Below are 22,349 nucleotides of genomic sequence, written 5' to 3' on the forward strand. Positions count from 1 at the left end.
TGTGACTGTAAAATTATAAGTCGTGCCGCTACCTGTAAAGCCGCTAACCGTACCGTTAGTAAGATTAATGCCACTCGCACTAAATCCTGTCACATTTTCACTGAAAGTTGCTGTGACTAAAAATGGTGCATTTATTGTTGTCGGTGATGCGGATTTCAAGGCAACAGTTGGCGGTGTAAAATCAGCAGTACGAACCAGTTGAGTTGCTGCGGTATTGTTATTATTGGCAGTATCCCTAGCTTTAGCAGCAAGTACATCAACTGTGACATTACCATCAGCATTCGGAGTAACGGTAAAATTATAAGTCGTGCCGCTACCTGTAAAACCGCTAACCGTAGCGTTAATAACATTAATGCCACTGGCACTAAATCCTGTTACATTTTCACTGAATGTTGCTGTGACTAAAAATGGTGCATTTATTGTTGTCGGTGATGCGGAGGTTAATGCAACAGTTGGTGCGGTAACATCAGCGGTACGAACCAGTTGAGTTGCTGCGGTATTGTTATTACTGGCAGTATCCTTCGCTTTAGCAGCAAGTACATCAACTGTGACAGCGCCATCAGCATTCGGCGTGACATCAAAGGTGTAGGTTTTGCCGTCAACTGTGACAAAGTTACCGACAGTCGCATTGGCGAGGGTGATATCAGTATTATCAAACCCGGTGACATTTTCACTGAATGTTGCTGTGACCCTAAATAAACCATTTACTGTTGTTGCTGATGCGGATGTTAAGGCAACAGTTGGTGCAGTAGTATCAATAACTATGGCTTTGCTACCGCCGAGGGAGTTGGCTGAGGCGGTAGTGGGGAGGGTTAAGAAAGCGTCAAAGGCTGTAACAGCAGTTTCTTTAATTGTGCCGCCGTTGAGGGTGAGGGCGGTGGTGGCGAGGTATTCTAAGTCACCGGAGGTGTCTCCTGGTTGCACTACATAGTTGAAGGTGAGTACAGTACCGCCGCTACCGCTGGCATAGGTGGCAAAGCGGTCAGTTGTGCCTGTTTCTAGTTGCAGTTGGGGTGTGCCACCTGTGGTATCTACGTTGACAGCAGCATCGAAGGTGACGGTGATGGCGATGGTATCACCTGCTTTGTAGCTGCCGTTAGCGGTGGTGGCGGTGACAGCAGTAACTTTGGGGGTGGTGTTGAGCAGGATGGAAACGCTGTTGTTGTTGCGGTTCGCCACAGCTAAGTCAGGTTTCCCGTCCCCGTTGATGTCGTCGATGCTGACGGAGAACGGGTTATTGCCAGTAGGGAAGGGGACTGGGGTGGCGAAAGTGGGGGTGGTGGCTCCGGTGGGGGTGGTGTTGAGCAGGATGGAAGCGCTGTTGCTGGGGTTGTTCGCCACAGCTAAGTCAGGTTTCCCGTCGCCGTTGATGTCGCTGATGCTGACGGAGAGGGGGTTAGTGCCAGTTGCGAAGGCGGCTTGGGGAGCAAAACTGGCAGTGGTGGCTCCGGTAGTGGTGGTGTTGAGCAGGATGGAAGCGCTGTTGTTGCCGTTCGCCACAGCTAAGTCAAGTTTCCCGTCGCCGTTGATGTCGCCCATGCTGACGGAGCCGGGGCTAGTGCCAGTAGCGAAGGCGGCTTGAGGAGCAAAACTGGCAGTGGTGGCTCCGGTGGTGGTGGTGTTGAGCAGAACCGAGGCGCTGTTGCTGTTGAAGTTCGCTGAAGCTAAGTCTGGTTTCCCGTCGCCGTTGAAGTCGCCGATGCTGACGGAGTAGGGCTCAGAGCCAGTACCGAAGTTGGCTAGGGGGGCGAAACTGGCAGTGGTGGCTCCGGTGGCAGTGGTGTTGAGCAGAACCGAGGCTGCGTTGCTGAATCTGATCGCTAAAGCCAAGTCTAGTTTCCCGTCGCCGTTAAAATCATCAAGGCTGCCGGAGAGGGGATTAGGGCCAGTAGTGAAGACGGGTTGGGTGGCGAAACTGGCAGCCGTGGCTCCGGTGGCGGCGGTGTTGAGCAGGATGGAAACGCTGTTGTTGTTGCGGTTCACCACAGCTACGTCGGGTTTCCCGTCGCCGTTGATGTCACCGATGCTGACGGAGACGGGGCTAGTGCCAGTAGGGAAGGTGGCTTGGGGGGTGAAAGTGGGGGTGGTGGCTCCTGCGGGGGTAGTGTTGAGCAGGATGGAGACGTTGGCGCTGCCGATGTTCGCCACAGCTAAGTCGGGTTTCTTGTCGCCGTTGATGTCGCCGAGGCTGACGGAGACGGAGTAACTGCCAGTAGGGAAGTCAACTTTGGTGGCGAAGCCTAGCACGCCCCTGTAGGTTTTGAGGGTGTTGGCGTTAAATGGGATTGGTGTTTCAATCAAGCCTGTGTGTACTTCCAGTTCCCAGTCTCCACCCAGTGCCGCATTGCCTGTAAGGTTGGCAGAGGCGGCGATGTCGGCACCAGTTAATTCACTCAGGCGTTGGAGGAATTGGTTAGGTTTTGTGGGCTTAACCCCAGTCGGTTTAACACCAGTCCCGCCGGAGGTTAAAACCCCCGTCCGATCGCGAAAGTCCTCTGAAAAAGACTGAATAAATGAATTCTCTAGATTCTCTTCAGTCGGTTTTAACCGACTTAAGCTATGAGACAGGGGTTTTAACCCCTGGCGGATGTGGGGAATGTGGGGGATGTGGGAGATGTCGGGGCTGTCAATTTTCACCGATACATCGGCGGCGACATTACACCCGTAGAGGAGAATATCGGCACCGGGAATTAATGCTTTGCGCCACTGTTTGAGTTGAGGGCCTAAGCTTTCTATGTTGCTGTTGTTGAGTGTATTTGTACCGAGTTGTACTGCACCTGGACTGCCGTGAGAAATGATATGGATTGCTTCTATATTTTGTTCAATTGTTAGCCTTTCGGTGATTTGCTTGATGCCATCGAGCGTTTCATCTAGGATAATTACTTCAGCCTTTGGGGAAACGCCGCTAATTAAACTCTGATAATCTTCAACACTCGAGTCAATAAAAACTAGAATTGAAACCAACTTTTGGTGTATCATTTGCATCCTATTTAATTTTAGATTTTTAGAGCGTTCATTCAAATAGCATTTATAGAATCACTAGCAATCATAGGCTAGTGATTCCATCAGTCCTTGCGATTGCTTCGCTTCGTTCGCAATGAGATTGTTAGTATTTATGCACTTACTACTATGTCATTACGAATAACAAAGCAAGTTTATGTCGCGATTCAAGAAGCAATTGCAATCACCTTTATACCTTACCAAGGACTCCCAATCATTGTAAAGCCCGACCAATAATAAGGATGGGACAGGTTTTCATTACCTAGTTTAGCTAATTCTGGTGGCAATTCTAACTCCTTATTTAAGTTTGACAAAATTAAACGACCATTTTGAATGCGAACTTGACCTTTAATCATAGCAATCTGAGCCTGCCGCAAGGCTTCCGCTTTAATAGGCGCGACTTTTAACTCATGGTAAAATTCAGCCATTAACCCTAAAGTACCTTCATCGCTGACGTACCAAAGACTCGCCAAAACTGACTTCACCCCCGCTTGCACAGCTAGCCCCGCAAAGCCTAATTCCACGCCCTCATCACCCACAGCAGTTTTACAAGCGCTCAACACCAATAGCTCAACTTTAGGCGACTGATTCCACCCTAGTTCGCGCACGCGATCGAGTGTTAGTCTGGTGTCTGATAACTGAATGTAAGAATTGCTCGGTGCTCCTGGCTTAAATTCTCCGTGAGTGGCGAGGTGAATAATCCGATAGGGTCTGTCTTTGCCCTGCGACCTAAGATTGTTGAGAGTAAAGGTTTGGTTGAGGAAGGATTCGCCTTTCCATTCGGAGGCAATAGCATTAAGTTCTGCGGGCACTGCTGGCAAGGGTTGGTTATTAGTAAATTGTGATGCTCCCATTGCTAAAACTTCAGCATTTTTAACGCTTTCATAGTTAGTATCGGTCAAGTTGACACTGGGAATGAGTGCGATGCTGTATTTTTCTACTAGAAATTGAGAACCGTCATGGAGGGCGGCTAAGGGGAGCGATCGCAACCCCGCATCCATACTAAAAACTAGCGTATCGATGCCCAGAGCTTTCAAATCAGCTTCCAAGGGCGCAATTATCCACTGGTAAAGTTGTTGGGATGCTGGCAAATATGTCTGAGTATTGATTTTGCTGGGATTAAGGAGTTCAGACCTGAAGCTGGCGGCTACTTGCATCAAAGTTTCGCGCCGGGCGGCGGGGATGCTTTTATGAATTGGGATACCCGTAGGGGGGACGATTATCAGGTCTAATTGTTCAGGGCGGGCTAAGGCGTAAATAATGGCTGTTTTCTTACCAGTTTGGTTGGCGATCGCTCTAATTCTTCCCTGTATGGCCGTAAAAGATTGCAAGTCCCGCCGGATTTCCTGGTTGACGTATGACCCCACTTGTTGGCTATAGAAGATATCCATAAACAAAGTGGCTTGAGAGATATCGCCTTTATCGATTAGCCGTGTGATATCGCTGGGGCTAACTATATTTAGAGGCGATGCCGTTTGGACAACTTCGCTTACCCAATCGGATCTGTAGTTAAAAAGAGATTCAATTCTATTAATGCTATTCAGGTTGCCAGATTGGGCGATCGCATTGGTAATTGAAATATCCGGTAATGTCGTTTGTTCTGATATTGGAGATGGCGCGGGTTCCGGTGTTGGTGGTGGTATTGGAGATGGTATTGGAGATGGTGTCGGTTGTGGTGTCGGTTGTGGTGTCGGTTGTGGTATTGGAGATGGAGTTGGTTGTGGAGTTGGAGATGGTGTTGGTTGTGGAGTTGGTTGTGGTGTTGGTTGTGGAGTTGGAGATGGTGTTGGTTGTGGTGTCGGTTGTGGAGTTGGAGATGGTGTTGGAGATGGTGTCGGTTCCGGTGTTGGAGATGGTGTTGGTTCCGGCGTTGGCGATGGCGTTGGCGATGGCGTTGGTTCCGGTGTCGGTTCCGGTGTTGGAGATGGTGTTGGTTCCGGTGTTGGTTCCGGCGTTGGAGATGGCGCGGAAGTAACGATCGCAATATTGCCCTGAGTGTAAGTGCTAGGTGGCACCGGCACCGCGAACTGCGGCGAAATAGTCTCGGAACCTGATGTAATGGCTCCCGTCGTCCCATTCGTTGTCGCATCCCCGACAATAAAAGGTGTAGTAGTGCTCCCCGCGTGGCGAATAGTAATCGCGCCACCACTTGTGCCATTAGCGCTGGAAATGCTCACATTTACACCGTTACTATCTGTAAAAGTGCCGCTGACTGTGAGAAGATTGCCAGCCGTGAGGTCAATACTGCCGCCACTAGACTGAAGAGTGCCTGTAACGGCGATGTCGCTGGCAGCTTTGAGAGTAATATTACCCCCAGAAGTCGCGATCGCATCGAGCGCAATGTCCCCTGCTGATTCCAAAATCACAGGCCCGCCTGCTGTCGAAATCGCTCCCACTCCGATGCTATTGCCCGAAGCAACACCGGGCGAAGCAAAAAATGTCTCCCCTGCTGTCGTATTCGGCGGCACATTGGCAGCATTCGCCAGAGTCGAAACGCCCGATCGCAGAATTAAAGCTGCACTACCTGAAAGCACCGCTGCATCTGGATCGGCGGAACCGGACAAAGTAGTATCTGGCCCAGTGATAGTAATATCTCCCGCCGCGATCGCGCCTTTTGCTTCTACCTTAAGTGAGGTTCCAGTATAATCCCCAAATCTCACATCTCCCTCCGAGCTAATAATCGGGTCGTACAAACTCACAAAACTGCCGCCGTTGCCAGACAATGTGAGAATACTTACATTACCTCCCGCAGCGAAGTGAGCATCGCCCGAAACATTGCCGTTACTCAATAATGTGATATCCCCTGCGGATTGGAATGCAGGGTTAGGATAATTTAGCGCGAAGATATCAATATTTTGATTACCTTGTATAGTAAGATTGCCGCCCGCGATCGCCCTGAAAGGATAACTTCCATCCCTCACCCGCACCGTATCTCCTGCAAATAGATTCAAATTGCCCTCAGTAAGTAGCTGGCTTTCTACCAAAGTGAGATTACGTGCTGCCGAGAGTGTAGCATTCTGACTATTAACAGTAGAACTAGCGATCGCCACATCCCCGCTTTCCACCCTCAAACCCCCCGTCAAAACCACTTCTCCTGCACCGTTAACGGAAATACCAGTAGCAGAGTTCCCACCTGCACCCGCAAGCAATTGCGGAAGAGACAAAGGCAGAGATAATTGCCCATTCTCTGCCAACAATCCCCCGTCAACAACCCCTATTTCTAAACTTAATAAATGTCCTTGTTGACTAATCCGAACTGCCTTCTCACCAGGGACAGCAGCGACAATAATATTACCTTGGGGAGCATTCAGGGAACCAGTGCTGACAACTGTGCCGCCAATTAAACTTATACTTTGTTCCGGCAAAACAGCTAAATTACCTGCATTGAGGATACTTCCCGGTTGGCTGAGATTAAAGTAAAAAGTGTTCGGACTTCCTATCAGCGTACTGTAATCGTTCGCTCCAGCCACATTGAACAAACCGGAATCAAAACCGATGTTAGTAGCAGTAGTAGCTGTAAAGGCAGCCGGAAGATTCAAGCTAGCATTAGGGCCAAAGATAATGCCCGAAGGATTTATTAAAAACAGGTTGGAATTGCCGCCACTTACTTGAATTAAACCATTAATAATAGAAGGATTGCCGCCTACTACCCGACCCAGAATGTTGCGAATAGCGGGAGTAGAAATAAAATTAGCAATCTGCCCTTCGCTGAGTCCAAATTGTTGAAAACTGTGGAAAAGATTCGCTCCATCTCTAGAAGTTTGGCCGCCTGTAATATTCAAGCGATCGCCGCTAGGCGTGACAGTAGTGCCAGCGTCATTGGGTGCGGGAACAATGGGTTGTGCTTGTAGCACCCCTGTACTGACAATAGTGGCTGCGATCGCTAGCATTGCAGCACCATGTATAGAAAAGAAGGCTAGTTTCATTAGCTTTGAGCTGGCAGAGCACGTATCTGACAATTATCACTTTAAGGTATTGGGTGCTCAGTGCGGTCAACTGCAGCGTAGACTTAGCGATTAAGAAGCTCGTCACCATCAGGGCGGTTGCTATACCTGAAATCCACATTCTGCACCCTCAACTGTCACGATCGGTTTTTACTTATTTTTATCCAGCAATAAAGCTATAAATTATAGCTTTATACCGTACATTGACTGATAAAAAACGTTTTAAAGCCATAATTTTTTATTTTAAAAAGAGAGTTTTATGCGTAATTATGCTGTGTCACACCCCAAGCAGCGTAATGTGGGCTGAAAATCAAAGCAAAAGTGCGATCGACTGTTGAGGCATCCTATGCACTAGGCGATCGAAATCTGGGCTACCACAAAGTATTTGCAGGCTGCTACCCGAAAAACTAAACATTTGTTACACAAACAAAAATTTTGCCTTTCTAACGTGCTATTCTATACACAAAGCTGGTGCGTTTTGACTGCGCGTTAATTTTTAGCAAAAAAATCAATATGCTCTCGATTCCAGGCGTTTCGGTTGTGGCGGTTCTTTACGAAAGTGTCAACTCTCTGGTTTACCGGGCGATTCGGGAAGCAAATAACCAGCCAATTATCCTCAAACTTCTGAAAGAAAGCTACCCCACACCTCAAGAATTGCTGCGCTACCGCACCGAATACCGCATCACCCAAGAGCTAAAAGAGGCGGGAGTCGTGCGGGTTTATGACTTGCAAAAATACCAAAACACCCTCGTGATGTTTGTAGAGGACTTTGGCGGCGAATCCTTGACAATTTGGATGCAGCAGCGAAAGTTTAGCCTAAAGGAGTTTCTGGAAATTGCGATCGCCACAACTGAAATTTTAGGGCAAATTCACAGGGCAAACATCATCCACAAAGATATTAACCCTTCTAATATAGTATTCAATCCAGCGACCGGGCAGCTCAAAATTATCGACTTTGGTATTTCTACTCAGTTAACGCGAGAAACGCCAACCCTGAAAAACCCCAACATTTTAGAAGGAACCTTAGCCTATATTTCACCCGAACAAACTGGCAGAATGAATCGCTCTCTCGATTATCGAGCTGATTTTTACTCGCTCGGCGTCACATTTTACGAATTGCTTACAGGAAAACTGCCTTTTGATACAGAAGACGCTTTAGAACTGGTTCACTGCCACATTGCTAGGCAGTCAGCTCCTCCGCACGAAATTGAGCCAGAAGTTCCCGTAATTGTGTCTCAACTTGTCAGTAAATTGATGGCGAAAAATGCCGAAAACCGCTATCAAACTGCCGGGGGGCTAAAACACGATTTAGAAATGTGTCTGGTTCAATTACAAGCAACGGGTAACATTGAGCAGTTTACCTTGGGAACGCGGGATATTACCGACCGTTTCATGATTCCCGAAAAGCTTTACGGCAGAGAAACTGAAGTTTCTAGTCTATTAGCAGCCTTTGAACGAGTCAGTACAGGTAGTGCCGAAATGATGCTGGTGGCTGGCTTTTCTGGCATTGGTAAAACCGCAGTAGTGAACGAAGTGCACAAGCCGATCGCCAGACAGCGCGGCTATTTTATCAAAGGCAAATACGACCAATTTGGGCGCAACATTCCTTTCTCTGCATTTGTGCAAGCATTTCGGGAATTGATGGGACAATTATTATCAGAAAGTGACGCTCAATTACACAAATGGAAGACCAATATTCTGACAGCAGTAGGCGACAGCGGGCAAGTGCTGATTGAAGTGATTCCTGAGTTAGAACGCATTATTGGCCCTCAACGTCCTGCACTAGAATTGTCGGGGAGTGCTGCCCAAAATCGCTTCAATCTGCTGATGCAGAAATTTGTGCAAGTATTTACCCAAGCAGAACATCCCTTAGTGATGTTTCTGGACGATTTGCAGTGGGCAGATTCGGCATCGCTCAACTTGCTACAACTGTTGATGAAAGATACGGGGCATCTGTTAGTATTGGGTGCTTATCGGGATAATGAGGTATCATCGGCTCATCCGTTTATGTTGACGACCTATGAGATTGTGAAGTCGGGAGCCACGGTGAATACGATTATCCTGCAACCGTTGAGTTTAGCAGATCTCAATCAGTTGGTAGCAGATACGCTGATTTGCGATTTATCTTTTGCTCAACCTTTGACAGAATTGGTTTATCAAAAAACCCAAGGTAATCCCTTTTTCTCGACTCAATTCCTCAAGGCGTTGCATGAAGATGCTCAAATTACTTTTGAGTGGAATTTACGGCATTGGCAGTGCGATATTGCTCAAGCTAGACTTACCCATGCCTCGGATGTGGTGGAGTTTATGGCGGTGCAATTGCAGAAGTTGCCTGCCCAAACTCAGGATGTTCTAAAACTGGCGGCTTGCATTGGATCGCAGTTTGATTTAGAGACCTTGGCAATAGTCAGCGAAGAATTACCAGAACAAACTGCATCATCACTCTGGAGAGCATTGCAAGAAGGACTCATTTTACCCATTACTGAAGGCTATAAATGCTTCCTTCAAACACAGGATATATCCCATCCTGAGTCTATTACCAATCCAACTTATAAATTTCTGCACGATCGCGTCCAGCAAGCGGCTTATTCCCTAATACCCGAAAACCAAAAACAAGCCACTCATCTCAAAATTGGACAGTTACTGCTACAAAATTATTCGGAGATAGAAAGAGAAGAAAAACTCTTTGATATTGTGGGGCATTTAAATCAAGGAATTGAGTTAATTAATCAATTAAGTGAACGAGAAGCCTTAGCCCAACTCAACTTAGAAGCGGGACGTAAGGCTAGAAGTTCTACCGCCTACGCTGCGGCAAATATCTATCTGCAAACAGGGATTGAGCTACTGAGGGCCAACTGCTGGCAAAGTCAGTATGAGTTGACCCTGAATCTTTATGTTGCTGCTACCGAAGCCGCCTATTTGAATGCTGACATTGAGGTTATGGAACAGATGGCAGCACAGGTATTGCAGAATGCTCAGACAATTTTAGACAAAATCAAAATTTACGAAATTTCAATCGCCGCCCAGACAGCCCAGGGCAAGCTGTTGGAGGCGATCGCAGTGGGCAGAAATGCACTCTTACAACTGGGGGTTGAATTCCCAACTGAACCTGACGAAGCTTTGATTAGTAAAGCGCTACAAACCCTGAAGAGTCAACTTCAGGGCAGACAAATAGAGGAACTGGTTGACCTACCTGTGATGACAAATTCCCAGACTCAGGCAGCTATGCAAATGTTAGGAATGTTACCGGGAACGATTTTCATGGGAATGCCCGGTTTACTACCACTCCTTAGCTCGACGATGGTGAGTTTATCGCTCTCCTTTGGAAATGCACCCCCATCAAGCGTGGGGTATGCACTTCATGGTATGGTGTTGTGTGGTTTTTTGGGAGAGGTAGAAACAGGCTATCGCTTTGGTCGATTGGCACTCAGCTTGCTCAATGGGTTCACTTCACGGGAATTCAAGTCCATCATTCTGGTGATGTTTGGGGCTTTTATGCAGCATCATAAGGAAGCTATGAGAGCAGTGATATCTACGGAGAAAGATGGCTATATGGCTGGCATGGAATCTGGCGATTTCCTTAACGCTGGCTACAACATACTCACTTACTTTCACGCCAAATTTTTCGGTGGGGTAGAACTAGAGACTTGGGAACCCGAAATAGCAGATTACAGCACTGCCTTATATCTGGTGAAGCACTATTCTGCTCAGGATTCTTTGGATATGATGCGGCAGACGGTGCAGAACTTGAGGGAATGTGTGAGTCAACCGGATTGCTTAATAGGAACTGCATACGATGAAAGTGTAATTATTCCTAAGCAATATCAGAACAATGAATTCGCAGCGATCGCTTTTACCTACATCAACAAACTACTTCTTGCTTACTCGTTTGGCAATTATTCGGCTGCCCTATGCCACATTACCCAAGTTAAGTCGTATTTGATGGCAATATCGGGAAGTGTTTATTTTCCCATTTTCCATTTCTATGCTGCCCTAACACACTTGGCGCTATTTCCCACACAGCTAGAAATTGAGCAACTAGAAATTCTCGCTCAGGTACAAACACATCAAACGACTCTGCAACAGTGGGCGCAAAATGCTCCGATGAATCATCTGCATAAATGGTATTTGGTTGAGGCCGAAAAACATCGGGTTTTGGGTAATAAAGCTGAGGCGATTGAAATGTACGATCGCGCCATCTCCCTTGCCAAAGAAAATCTCTTCCTCAACGAAGAAGCACTAGCTAATGAACTGGCGGCGAAATTTTACCTAGAATGGGGCAAAGAAAAAATTGCTCAAACCTACATGATTGAGGCATATTATTGTTATGTTCAATGGGGAGCCACTGCTAAGGTAACGGATTTAGAAACCCGATATCCGCAGTTATTGGCGCCAATCCAACCTGGAAGAAAAACAACTAAAGCTACGGCATCAGTAACGACCACGGGTTCTGGTTCTAACTTAGATATCACCACAGTAATGAAAGCTTCTCAGGCGATTTCCGGCGAAATAATGCTAGATAAGCTAATGTCTAGCTTGATGAAAATTTTGATGGAAAGTGCAGGGGCGGAAAGAGGATATCTAATTTTATGCAATCAGGGAAAACTGTTAATTGAAGCTGAAGGGAAAATAGATGACAATCCCGTTACCGTGTTGCAGTCAATCTCAGTTGAAAATTGTCAAGAACTTTCCAAAGCGATTGTCAATTATGTAGCCCGCACTCAAGAAAGCGTGGTACTAGATGATGCTGTCCGAGAGGGACAATTTACCAACGACCCCTACATCCAAAAGCATCAGCCCAAATCAATTTTATGTGTGCCGCTGATTAACCAAGCTCAAATCATTAGTATTGTTTACCTAGAAAACAATCTGACAGCCGGAGCTTTTACGCCAGAAAGAGTGGAACTATTAAAAGTGTTATCTGGACAGGCAGCGATCTCGATCCAAAATTCTAAGCTTTATACAGAAGTCCGCGAAAGTGAGAACAGACTCGCTCAATTTTTAGAAGCAATCCCGGTCGGGGTGTCAGTGCTGGATGCTTCTGGCCAATTTTACTATAGTAATCGCGCAGCTATTCAATTATTAGGTAAAGGAGTTCTTCCTAACGTCACCAGCGAGCAAATACCAGAGGTTTATCAAGTGTATAAAGCTGGAACAGAGCAGGAATATCCCTCGGCAGAATTGCCTGCTGTGCGGGCGTTGAGGGGCGAAAGTGCCACCGCTGAGGATATGGAAATTCACCAAGACAACAAGATTATTCCGATCGAGGCTTGGGGTACTCCCATCTATGATGAAAAGGACAACATTTCTTATGCAATTGTAGCCTTTCAAGATATCACGGAGCGTAAAAAAGCCGAAACAGAGCGAATCAGATTTACCAATGAATTGTTCCAACTCAACAAAGCTTACGAGCGCTTCGTCCCCAATCAGTTCCTCCAGTTTTTAGAGAAATCAAGCATTATTGATGTCGAATTGGGCGACCAAGTGCAGTTAGAAATGTCGGTGTTGTTTTCCGACATTCGCGACTTCACCACGCTCTCGGAAAGCATGACGCCGGAGGACAATTTCAGATTTATCAATTCCTATCTTTCTCGCATGGAACCCGTCATTAATGAAAATAACGGGTTTATTGATAAATATATTGGCGATGCGATTATGGCGCTGTTTAGCGGCGAGGCGGATCATGCGGTGAAAGCGGGAATTGCTATGCTGCAGGGTCTCGTTGAATACAATCAAAATCGCGCTAATTTTGGCTGTGCGCCGATTCAGATTGGGATTGGCATCAATACTGGAACTTTGATGCTGGGAACGGTGGGCGGTCAAAATCGCATGGACGGGACGGTAATCAGCGATGCGGTGAATTTAGCTTCTCGCGTGGAAAGTTTGACGAAAAATTATGGGGCGTCGCTGTTAATCACCCAGGAAACTTACTCGCGTTTAGAAAATCCATCCGAGTACGCAATCCGCACCCTCGATACGGTAAAAGTCAAGGGAAAATCTCAATTAGTAACAGTTTATGAGGTGTTTGATGCCGATGGGCCAGAAATCAAAGCGGGCAAGTTAGCTACGCTGGAATTGTTTGCAGAAGCCTTGGCAATTTACTCGGAAGGGAATTTCGCGGAAGCGGCGCGGCTGTTTTCCGAGTGTTGGCGTCACAATCAGGGCGATCGCGTGGCTAAAATTTATTGGGAACGCTGTCAGTCTGCATTGGCGACTCCCACAAAAATCCAAGACAGGCCACACAATTTAGATTAATTGCAACAGTCCCAAACTCGATCGCTACATTGTTGGAAGGGGAGTTCATTTTCATTTTTCATCAGTGGTATTGGGGCGACGGTTGGGTGCAGTCTCGGTTGGAGGGAGTGTCGCTGCTGCCACTGAATTTGGGGCAAACGGCTAGTTTGTTGCGGCTGCGGGAGTTTTTGGCGGGTAAGCATAAAGGCTCAGAGTGATGTGAAGCGCGATCGCACTTATTTTCTGTCAAAGTCTCATTCTTCACGTTTACCGATTTTGCCTGTTAAGGTGTAGTGCATCGCCTTAAGTTTTACCTCATCTTTACTCCCTAACTCTTTCAATTTCCTTAACTAACTCGAAGCCACATTGCCTCACACTATTGACATAACTTTGGCAACATATATATTAATAATTCGTAAATAGCTAGGTCAGGAGGAATACAAATTTCGACACAAATAATTATATCTGAAGATAGACGAATCCTAAATTAAACACAGCTAGGCTATATAACTAGCATCAAATAAACTACTTAAAAATTACTTACTAATAAATTGATTGATATAAGGAATTTTTAAGTAGAGCTTAAGATTAAAAAAAAGGAAATTTATGGTACTAAGCATTATTGTTCACGGTGGAGCAAAAACAATTTCAGAAGAAAAGGTTGCAGCCAACAATGCAGGCTGTACGGCAGCAGCAGAAGCTGGTTGGGCAGTGCTCGCAAGCGGGGGTACAGCAGCAGAAGCTGTTGAGGCAGCTATCCGGGTTCTGGAAACTGACCAGACATTTAACGCAGGTTTTGGATCGGTTCTCAACAACCAGGGAGAGGTAGAACTAGACGCAGCGATGATGGAAGGCGGTTCCTTGGGTTGGGGAGCGATCGCAAATGTTCAAGGCGTGCGCCATCCCATCTCAGTGGCGCGAAAGATTATGGATACAAAACCCATGTTCTTAGTAGCGGATCACGCAGAACATTTTGCAGCAGAAAATGGAGCCGAGATGTCTGCAAAAGAAGACTTAATCGCTGACGAGCAACAGGAAGAGTGGGAGGAGGAAAAAGAAGTTATTGACCGCCCCAATACCGTGGGTTGTGTAGCTTTGGATAGTAATGGCACCTTAGTTGCCGGTACCTCAACAGGCGGCACTATGAATAAGCCCGCCGGTCGGGTCGGCGACAGCGCCATTATTGGCTCAGGCTTGTTTGCTGACAGTCAATACGGCGGTTGCTCGACCACAGGCGATGGTGAGTCGATTATGCCAGTAGTTTTGGCTAAGATAGCGATCGACTTTCTCGCCTCCGGCAAGCACCCAGACGAAGCAGCGCAGATGGCAATTGAGACTCTGGCATCTAAGGTCGCAGGAGAAGCTGGGTGCATCCTCATAGACCCTCAAGGGCGGGTTGGCTGGGCGCATAACTCAACCGACATGGCTTGTGCTTATAGAACCTCAGAAATGGACAAGGTGGCTGTGTTCACTAAGAAAAAACAACTCGTCCATCATTGAAATTATTGAGGTTGCATTCTCTCTAGTTGGAGAGAGCTAAAATGCCGCAACTAATATCTTGTTTCCTAGGTATTAAGTAGCTGGACATCAATAAACATTTTTTCAATTTGTAGGGCGGGCATTGCCCACCCTACTTTTAATTATGTCGAGCTACTTAGTGGCCGAGAAAACAATTCAATTCAAACTCGACTTGGACGTTTCTATGAACTCAACATACGACTTTCCTTACTTTGAGGGTAATTCTCTTTCCGATTTGTTTGCTCCAGACATCACAGATGCACGTTATGCGTTCATCCTAAATTACCCTGCAACTGCGAGTTGGGCTGCTTACCCCAACAGGGAAAAATACTTTATTCAAGACGGCAGCAGTGAAGCCACCAAAACTTCTTTCGACAAGATTGGTCAGAAGGAACCTTGGAAAAATCTGGCTGTGTTAGGCGATGCCATCCCAGGGATTGTGATTAATTCGCCGCCGAAGTCGCTGATTGAATATTGGCGCGAGCATTTTGGCTTCAGCTACAGCAGTATGGAGATTGTAGACTGCTCAACTTATCTCGAAGATCTCAGCCGAAGCGATCGCTTTGACAAACTCATAACTCTATTTCCCTTCGACAATCTCAAACCTGAAAAACACGCCGTCCATCCCGACATCCACTACCACTTGCTCAGCAAAGCAACGCTAGCAGAATTAGGCGTGCAATGTCCGAAATACCAAACCTACAATCTGCACGAAGTCAATCTCGAAAGCATTCAGTTACCAGACCAATTCCCCTACTTGATTAAAACATCCCACGGACTTTCTGGAGAAGGCACTTATATTATCAAAAGCGCCAGCGATCTGAACTACTGCTTGCAGGAAGTGAGGAAATATCTCGATATTAAGTTGGTGGATACGATTATTGTCTCGGAATTCGTCAAGAATGAAGTGCAGAACTATTGCGTGCAGTTCTATGTAAGCAAAACGGGAAATATCAGGCTCATCGGCACTACCAGCCAACTTGTCACCCCAGAGGGCAGCTATTTAGGGGGACTGATTCACTACCGCGAAACCGACATGAGTAGGTTTTTTGAGATGATTGCCGCTATTGGTAAATATGCTCACCAACAGGGTTATTTCGGCGTTATTGGCTTCGACGTGCTGGAAGACTCTGAGGGACAGTTGTATGCCATCGATGCCAATTTCCGAGTTAATGGCTCGACTCCGCTTTGTGTGCAGCGCCATACCTTACTGGGGCTGGGAAAGGAGGTGGCTCAATATTCCAGTAACTGGCGAATGGATGGGACTTTGGAATCGATTCTTGTCACGCTGAAACTAGAACTCGATCGCAAGGACTTGATAATCCTGTCGGCTTTAGAGAAGGTTAAATACGGAAAAATCTACACGGAAATTTACGGGATAGTTGCGGGTGAGGAGATGAAGGAAATGCAGCACATCGAGGAGAATTTGCACAGTAAGGGATTGCAGCAATTTGGTTGATATCTCCTCTACCGATTGCAGCGGTTATGGGGTTTTCCCCCTCATCTCGCGCGCATGGTTCGGTGATATCGGGAAACGGGTCATCAAAAATCAAAATTGAAGGTTCCACAGCTTTGAAGTGACCCGATTCATGGGGTTCGGCAAGATAATGCCACAGTTCGCGAATATCCTCAACTAAATAACACTTTGATTTAGGGGGATTTCGATCCAAAACTCTGTTCTTTCTCCGGGTTCTGATGTACACCACAGTTTTCCTTTATGCTTTTGGCTCACAATTTGATAACTAATAGACATCCCCATTCCCGTACCTTTTCCTACCGGTTTGGTGGTAAAAAATGGGTCAAATAGCCGTTTTTTGACTTCCTCTGTGATGCCACACCCATTATCAGCAATACAAATTCTGACCAATTCTGAGTTATACAGACTCGTACTAATCCGGATTGTCTTTTTCTCCACCCGGTCTCGCTCATCTAAAGCATCCAGAGCATTTGTCAGAATATTCATAAATACCTGGTTAAGTTGTCCTGCATAACATTCGATATGCGGCAGATTACCGTACTCTTTGATCACTTCAATCTCTGGATGTGTGTGTCTGGGCTTGAGACGATTTTGCAGAATCATCAGGGTGCTTTCAATACCTTCATGGATATCGACAGCTTTGAAATCTGCTTCGTCCAATCGAGAAAAATTCCGTAGAGATTTAACAATATCGCGGATACGTTCAGAACCTACTTTCATAGACTTGAGCAGTTTTGATAAGTCTTCGCTCAAAAATTCGATCTCAATATCTTCCGACTTGGCTTGAATCTCCGATACCGGCTGGGGATAATACTTTTGATAAAGCTGTACTAGCTCTAGTAAATCTTGGGTATATTGGCTAAGATGAGATAAATTACCGTGAATAAAATTCGCGGGATTATTCACTTCATGGGCAATCCCGGCTACCAGTTGCCCCAGAGATGACATTTTCTCACTTTGGATGAGTTGGGCTTGAGTCTCCCGTAGTTCTTGAGTGCGTTCTTCTACTTTTTGTTCGAGGGTGTGGTAAGAGTTCTTTAATTCCTGACTCATTTGATTAAAAGATACTGATAAAGTTACCAATTCCTCTACGAGAGTGTCGGGAACATTTTGCTCGAAATTTCCACTGGCGATCGCCTGACTGGCTTGACTCAATCGCCGAATAGGTTTAGCTATCCATTGTGAAGTGATAATTGCTAATCCTGTTGCGATTACCAGTGATAATAGACACAGGATAATCGTCGTATTTCTATTATAATTTATTTGCTCCATAAAATCAGATTCAGGCACGACGACTACAATTAGCCAATCGATGCCTCTACCATCATTCAGCGGTAGCAAATGAACAAACTGCCGTTCACTGTTGAGGGTAAATTCTAACTGTTCTGATTTATGAATTTGGTCAAAGTTACCAAAATATTTCTGCAAATATTTAGCTGTCTCCCGCACAAATGGTTCGCTACTTTCCACGGCGTAAATCATCTTCTGAGCTTTACCTTGTCCTTTGATTAGTGGCTCTTTTGTTGAACTAGAAATCATTGAACCCGATCGCTCCATCACAAAAGCCTTACCTGTTTTACCAATAGACAAACTTCCCAGAAATTCCCTTAAATTTTCTGAGAGGACAACAAGAGTGGCACAGACACCCACAAGTTTACCTTCTGAGTCATAGACAGGTTCGCTGGCAGTAATTGCAGGCTTACCATTGTTGACAATATTCACAAAAATATTGCTCCAAGTAGGCCTCCCTGCTTTCACAGCAGAAAGATACCAGGGGCGTTGGCGAGGATCGTAAGAAGAGTTTACCTGTTCTAGGAATTTTTGCCGATAGCCCCAATTATCCATTTCATAAAAATAAAAATGATAGTTTGTTTCTTGATTACTCGCAGTCATCGCGATTTTTGACTCTCGACGAGTCGCACCCAGATAATATCCTTGAGCATCGCCACAATAGGATGAAAAAACAAAAGGGGAGATTTGCACTTGGGTTAAAAATTGCTTAGCGTTGCGGCCATTCACCATGTCCATGTGGCCCTGTGCAAAAGCGACTGAATTCACACGATTGATATCATGAGGTTTGTTGATATATTGCTTGAGTTCTCCTTCAATGCGTGCTATTAGTTCCTGACGAAGTTGAGTCGCCACATCGTTAACCGCTTTTTGTCCATTGCGTAACGAAAGCCAACCTGTTAAGCTCACTGCTGTAAAGATTTGTAGAACAAAAGGAACAACAAGAACACCACGCAGAGGAATTTTTAGACAATTCGCAGTTGGAGGCATAGATGATAATGCTTAGCCATTGGTTCGAGTCTATCATAATATCAATTCATCTCCCTGAGCGTGAAGCGGAGCTATCCCGAGCGTGAATCGCCCTTTTTGTATGCCCGTTAATCTGCGGTTAAAAGCGATCGCTTACTGGAAGTTTTTTATTTGTCCGTTGGTCGGTAAATTGACAAAATAGCATATATTTGATAGGTCGTTAATTTTTGCATTCAACTAACAAATGATATTAATAGCTATCTTGGTTTATGTAAATCCAATAGTCGATCGCATTTACCAGCCTACTTACTTCGCCCGCACCACCAACACCGAACAAGGAGCCTCAGCCACAACCTCAGCACTCACCGAACCCTCCAAAATTCGCTTTAAACCAGTCAAACCCCGACAGCCGATCGCAATTAAGTCCACTTTATAAATATTAGCCAAACGCAAAATTTCCTCGGCCGGTTCCCCCGAAACAATCTCTAACTGACTCTCGCAAGGCAACTTTTCCTGATAAGATTGCAACAACTTCTCTACTTCTCGATAAGCAATCTCATTTCCCTGAGCGTGAGGTCGATCGACAACCGCGTCAAAATCCGACGTACCCGGACTCACAACATGAACTAGAATCACCTTGGCCGTCGCTTCTAGCCGAAATTCCCCCACAGCTTGCAGCACCTGTCCTGCAAACTCAGAACTGTCGATCGCCACCAAAACAGTATTCAATACCATGGAATTTTAAATCTCAGATAACTTAGATATTAAATTTTTCATTGATTGTCGCCTACTTTCAACAATCTCGCGCTGCTGGCCAACATCATCAGCCCTCACACAAAAACCCGGTTTCCTAACATAATTGCGTCATTAAAGCAAGATTTTGGAAGAAACGGGATTTCTTAATCCCGCAGCGCGCAAGTCCCGATCGCCAATCTAAAATCTACCAACTAAAATTTAAAATTCATCCTTTCCCTCATTTTCAGTCCGCAAGCGCACCGAATCAGCATGAGAAGGCAAACCCTCAGCTTGGGCCAACACATTAATCGCCCTACCCACCTTTTTCAGTGCAGCCGGCGAATATTGAATCAAACTCGAATGCTTCATAAAAGTTTCCACCCCCAACGGGGAAGCATAGCGCGGAGATCCTGAAGTCGGCAAAGTATGATTCGGCCCAGCCAAATAATCACCCACAGCTTCCGGCGTCGATAAGCCCAAGAAAATCGCCCCAGCGTGCCGAATTTGTTCGAGCAAAGCCCAGGGATCTGCCACTTGCAATTCCAAGTGTTCCGGAGCAAACTCGTTAGAGAGTTCCGCCGCCGCCTTCAGAGAATCAACCACTACAACTAAACCGTAATTCGCGATCGCCTTTTCCGTCAAAGTCCGGCGCGGGTGATTTGTCAACTGTCTGTCTACCTCAGCCACCACCTTTCTAGCCAGCACCGAATCCGCCGTCAGCAAAATCGCCGACGCCATCGAATCGTGTTCGGCTTGAGCCAACATATCTGCTGCTACGTGTACCGGATTCGCCGAAGCATCAGCAATAATCAGCACCTCCGAGGGCCCAGCCAGAGAATCGATCCCCACAGTCCCGTAAACCAGTTTTTTAGCTAGCGTCACGTAAATATTCCCCGGCCCGGTAATTAAATCTACCTTGGGAATACTTTCCGTACCGTAGGCCAAAGCTGCGATCGCCTGCGCCCCGCCTACCCGATATATCTCATCAACTCCCGCCTCCTGAGCCGCTACGAGCACCGCAGGATTCATTTTCTTCTCCTGTCCGGGGGGAGTACACATCACCAGTCTCGGCACCTTGGCGACCGAAGCTGGCACCGCATTCATGATCACCGAGCTCGGATAGGACGCCTGACCGCCAGGAATGTAGATCCCCGCGCGATCGACCGGCGTGTAGCGCTTGCCCAAAACAACCTCGTCATCACCAAACTGCACCCAAGACTTCGGGACGCGCTGTCGGTGAAACGCCTCTACCTGTTTGCAAGCGAGCCGGATCGCATTTAATAATTCTTTCGACACCTGCTGGTAAGCAGCATCCAATTCGGCGCCGCTCACCCGTAAATCTTCCACATTTAGGGTCATGCGGTCAAATTCAGCGGTATAGTGCAGCACGGCCTTATCGCCTTTGCGCCTTACAGCTTGCAGCACCTCCCGCACGGTGGCTTCTTTGTGAACGACAAGTTCGTCGTGGGTGCGATCGCAGATTCGTCGCAGTTCAGCTTGTGCCTCAACCCACTGAGTAATAATTCGCAGCATGGAGATTAGGAATGCCGTCAATAATTCACTAACATTTGCTTGACAATTGGGGATTTTTGTGGCGATCTCCTGGAGAAGTCGCCCACCACCAGTCCACAAGCTTAAACCGCGAGACTCGCGGCAGTTTCAAAGGCTTCGTTTCCCGGCTTCAGTGCAGCGTTTAAATCTCTGTCGAGGATTTTGCAACACTGAGGACAAGTCAGTCGATTTTAGATTTTAGATTTTAGATTTTAGATTGACTCCACAGATGAATCTGGGATCTTGAACCTTCGTCTAAAATTTTGGCATCTCCACGACGATTGTCGGGGCACGGCACCTTTTTCTGGGCGGGGTCACAACCTTTTCTTGGAATTGCCTGTCACAGAACCGGGTGCGGAGTCCGAGGGTGAGAGGGTGAGAGAGTGAGAGTGTCCGAGGGAGTCCGAGTCCGAGAGTCAGAAATGGGAAAAATTTTCCCTCCGGCCTCTTCCTTCTTTTGTCTTCCCTCTGCCTTCCGTCTTCTAGCTTCTGCCTTCCGTCTTTTACCTTCTGCCTTCCGTCTTCTGCAAGTGCTTCTTGGCGAAGCCCAAATAACCCGTACTCTTTGTTATAGCTTAACTTGGATTTTTCAGGGAATGGGATTTTGAGCGGAATAGATGCTATATTAGATTTTCCAACACCTGATAATTTTTTATAAAAAAACGCCAAGTTATTGTATACTTGAAAATTGCGCGCAATAAACCGTAACTTTAACTGGTGGCGGTACAAGCCCCGCAACACGCCTCCTTAACACCCGTGTGATACCTTTGAGTGTCGTCAGGGGTAAAAAATGAGTCGTTAAACGAGTCAATCGATTTTCCATTTTTCGATTTTCCATTGTCGATTGACTTGCAGCGCAGTGAATCTGGGAGCTTGAATTAAGGTCTAAAATTTTGGGCCGATCGCGACAGGAGTACGTGGCACAGTATTTATTTTGGGGCGCGGTCAATAAAAAATTATTGCGCGACCGCCACCAAAAAGTAGCAGCCGACTCAGCTCGATCTGAGCTAGAGGCTAGTGGCTGTCTGACTCGGCCTTGAAAAATCAAGCTTTTTGTGGCTCGCTCCGGAAAAAGTTGTCCTGCAAAACCCCGTGTCTTTAGACTATCTTGAGACAAGGTTGTATCAATCAATACCTACTTCCACAAACTGAACTATGGCAAATATTAAGTCCGCCGTCAAACGAGTCAAAATCGCAGAGCGCAACCGCTTGTACAACAAGTCTTACAAGTCAGCAGTAAAAACTCTGATGAAGAAGTATTTTGCAACCGTAGAAAAGTACGCCGCATCTCCTACCCCTGAATTAATGCAAGAAGTCCAGCAACGGATGTCTGAGGCCTACAGCAAAATTGACAAAGCTGTGAAAAAAGGTGTACTGCACCGCAACAACGGCGCTCGCAAAAAGTCCCGCTTGGCCAGAACCCTCAAGCCACACGAAACACAAGTAGCATCCTAAGACAGAAGGAAGTTCGGCAACGAGCAATGTACAAGATGTAACGGATTTAACGGATGGATGTTGAGGGAAAAAGGAAAAGGCAAGTTCGGCAACGAGCAGTGTAGGGATTTGACCGATGGATGTTGAGGAAAAAAAGGAACCGGGAAAATTTTCCCACTCCGCCCATTCCCCCACTC

At 46.5% G+C, this 22,349-nt stretch carries 10 protein-coding genes; 4 read left to right on the forward strand and 6 right to left on the reverse strand.

Annotated elements, in window-relative coordinates:
• Together QUB63_RS30500 and QUB63_RS30505 are read right to left on the reverse strand one after the other, a co-directional pair.
• The coding region (locus tag QUB63_RS30500) for an FG-GAP-like repeat-containing protein (protein WP_332949117.1) at positions 1–2,979 on the reverse strand (2,979 nt) is incomplete at its 3' end.
• Between the two features lie 218 nt (positions 2,980–3,197).
• Entirely contained in the window at positions 3,198–6,890 is a 3,693-nt protein-coding gene (locus tag QUB63_RS30505; protein ID WP_442921768.1) for a CHAT domain-containing protein, read from the reverse strand.
• Positions 6,891–7,457: 567 nt separating this feature from the next.
• Here QUB63_RS30505 and QUB63_RS30510 point away from each other — a divergent pair.
• From QUB63_RS30510 to QUB63_RS30520, 3 genes are all read left to right on the forward strand, one after another.
• The gene (locus QUB63_RS30510) at positions 7,458–13,199 is read left to right on the forward strand and encodes an AAA family ATPase (protein ID WP_332949119.1); all 5,742 of its coding nucleotides are present in this window, start codon (positions 7,458–7,460) and stop codon (positions 13,197–13,199) included.
• Between the two features lie 585 nt (positions 13,200–13,784).
• Positions 13,785–14,678: an isoaspartyl peptidase/L-asparaginase family protein gene (locus tag QUB63_RS30515; protein ID WP_332949120.1), complete on the forward strand. Its 894-nt coding sequence runs from the start codon at positions 13,785–13,787 to the stop codon at positions 14,676–14,678.
• 202 nt (positions 14,679–14,880) lie between these two features.
• Positions 14,881–16,155, forward strand: coding sequence for a carbamoylphosphate synthase large subunit (locus QUB63_RS30520; protein ID WP_332949121.1), 1,275 nt, complete (start codon positions 14,881–14,883; stop codon positions 16,153–16,155).
• 174 nt (positions 16,156–16,329) lie between these two features.
• Here the strand turns inward: QUB63_RS30520 and QUB63_RS30525 are convergent, their stop codons facing one another.
• The 4 genes from QUB63_RS30525 to QUB63_RS30540 all read right to left on the reverse strand — a co-directional run bounded on the left by QUB63_RS30525 (position 16,330) and on the right by QUB63_RS30540 (position 21,387).
• Complete coding sequence (locus QUB63_RS30525) at positions 16,330–18,453, reverse strand: ATP-binding protein (protein WP_332949122.1); 2,124 nt, start codon at positions 18,451–18,453, stop codon at positions 16,330–16,332.
• Positions 18,454–18,738: 285 nt separating this feature from the next.
• Entirely contained in the window at positions 18,739–19,167 is a 429-nt protein-coding gene (locus QUB63_RS30530; RefSeq protein ID WP_332949123.1) for a universal stress protein, read from the reverse strand.
• 219 nt (positions 19,168–19,386) lie between these two features.
• Complete coding sequence (gene hisD, locus QUB63_RS30535; RefSeq protein WP_332949124.1) at positions 19,387–20,700, reverse strand: histidinol dehydrogenase; 1,314 nt, start codon at positions 20,698–20,700, stop codon at positions 19,387–19,389.
• Between the two features lie 273 nt (positions 20,701–20,973).
• The gene (locus QUB63_RS30540; protein WP_332949125.1) at positions 20,974–21,387 is read right to left on the reverse strand and encodes a hypothetical protein; all 414 of its coding nucleotides are present in this window, start codon (positions 21,385–21,387) and stop codon (positions 20,974–20,976) included.
• A 486-nt stretch (positions 21,388–21,873) separates the two neighbouring features.
• On the opposite strand from QUB63_RS30540, the gene rpsT reads away from it, so the two are divergent.
• Complete coding sequence (rpsT, locus tag QUB63_RS30545; RefSeq protein ID WP_332949126.1) at positions 21,874–22,173, forward strand: 30S ribosomal protein S20; 300 nt, start codon at positions 21,874–21,876, stop codon at positions 22,171–22,173.
• The last annotated feature ends 176 nt before the right edge of the window (positions 22,174–22,349 follow it).

The sequence above is a fragment of the Microcoleus sp. ARI1-B5 genome (assembly GCF_036705795.1).
Lineage (GTDB): Bacteria > Cyanobacteriota > Cyanobacteriia > Cyanobacteriales > Microcoleaceae > Microcoleus.

What these genes read in the sequence shown, in the direction of transcription:
- QUB63_RS30520 (WP_332949121.1), top strand. Translation starts at nt 14,881, where the DNA reads ATGAACTCAACATACGACTTTCCTTACTTTGAGGGTAATTCTCTTTCC.
- rpsT (WP_332949126.1), top strand. Translation starts at nt 21,874, where the DNA reads ATGGCAAATATTAAGTCCGCCGTCAAACGAGTCAAAATCGCAGAGCGC.
- QUB63_RS30525 (WP_332949122.1), bottom strand. Translation starts at nt 18,453, where the DNA reads ATGCCTCCAACTGCGAATTGTCTAAAAATTCCTCTGCGTGGTGTTCTT.
- QUB63_RS30530 (WP_332949123.1), bottom strand. Translation starts at nt 19,167, where the DNA reads ATGGTATTGAATACTGTTTTGGTGGCGATCGACAGTTCTGAGTTTGCA.
- QUB63_RS30505 (WP_442921768.1), bottom strand. Translation starts at nt 6,890, where the DNA reads ATGCTAGCGATCGCAGCCACTATTGTCAGTACAGGGGTGCTACAAGCA.
- QUB63_RS30510 (WP_332949119.1), top strand. Translation starts at nt 7,458, where the DNA reads ATGCTCTCGATTCCAGGCGTTTCGGTTGTGGCGGTTCTTTACGAAAGT.
- QUB63_RS30515 (WP_332949120.1), top strand. Translation starts at nt 13,785, where the DNA reads ATGGTACTAAGCATTATTGTTCACGGTGGAGCAAAAACAATTTCAGAA.
- hisD (WP_332949124.1), bottom strand. Translation starts at nt 20,700, where the DNA reads ATGCTGCGAATTATTACTCAGTGGGTTGAGGCACAAGCTGAACTGCGA.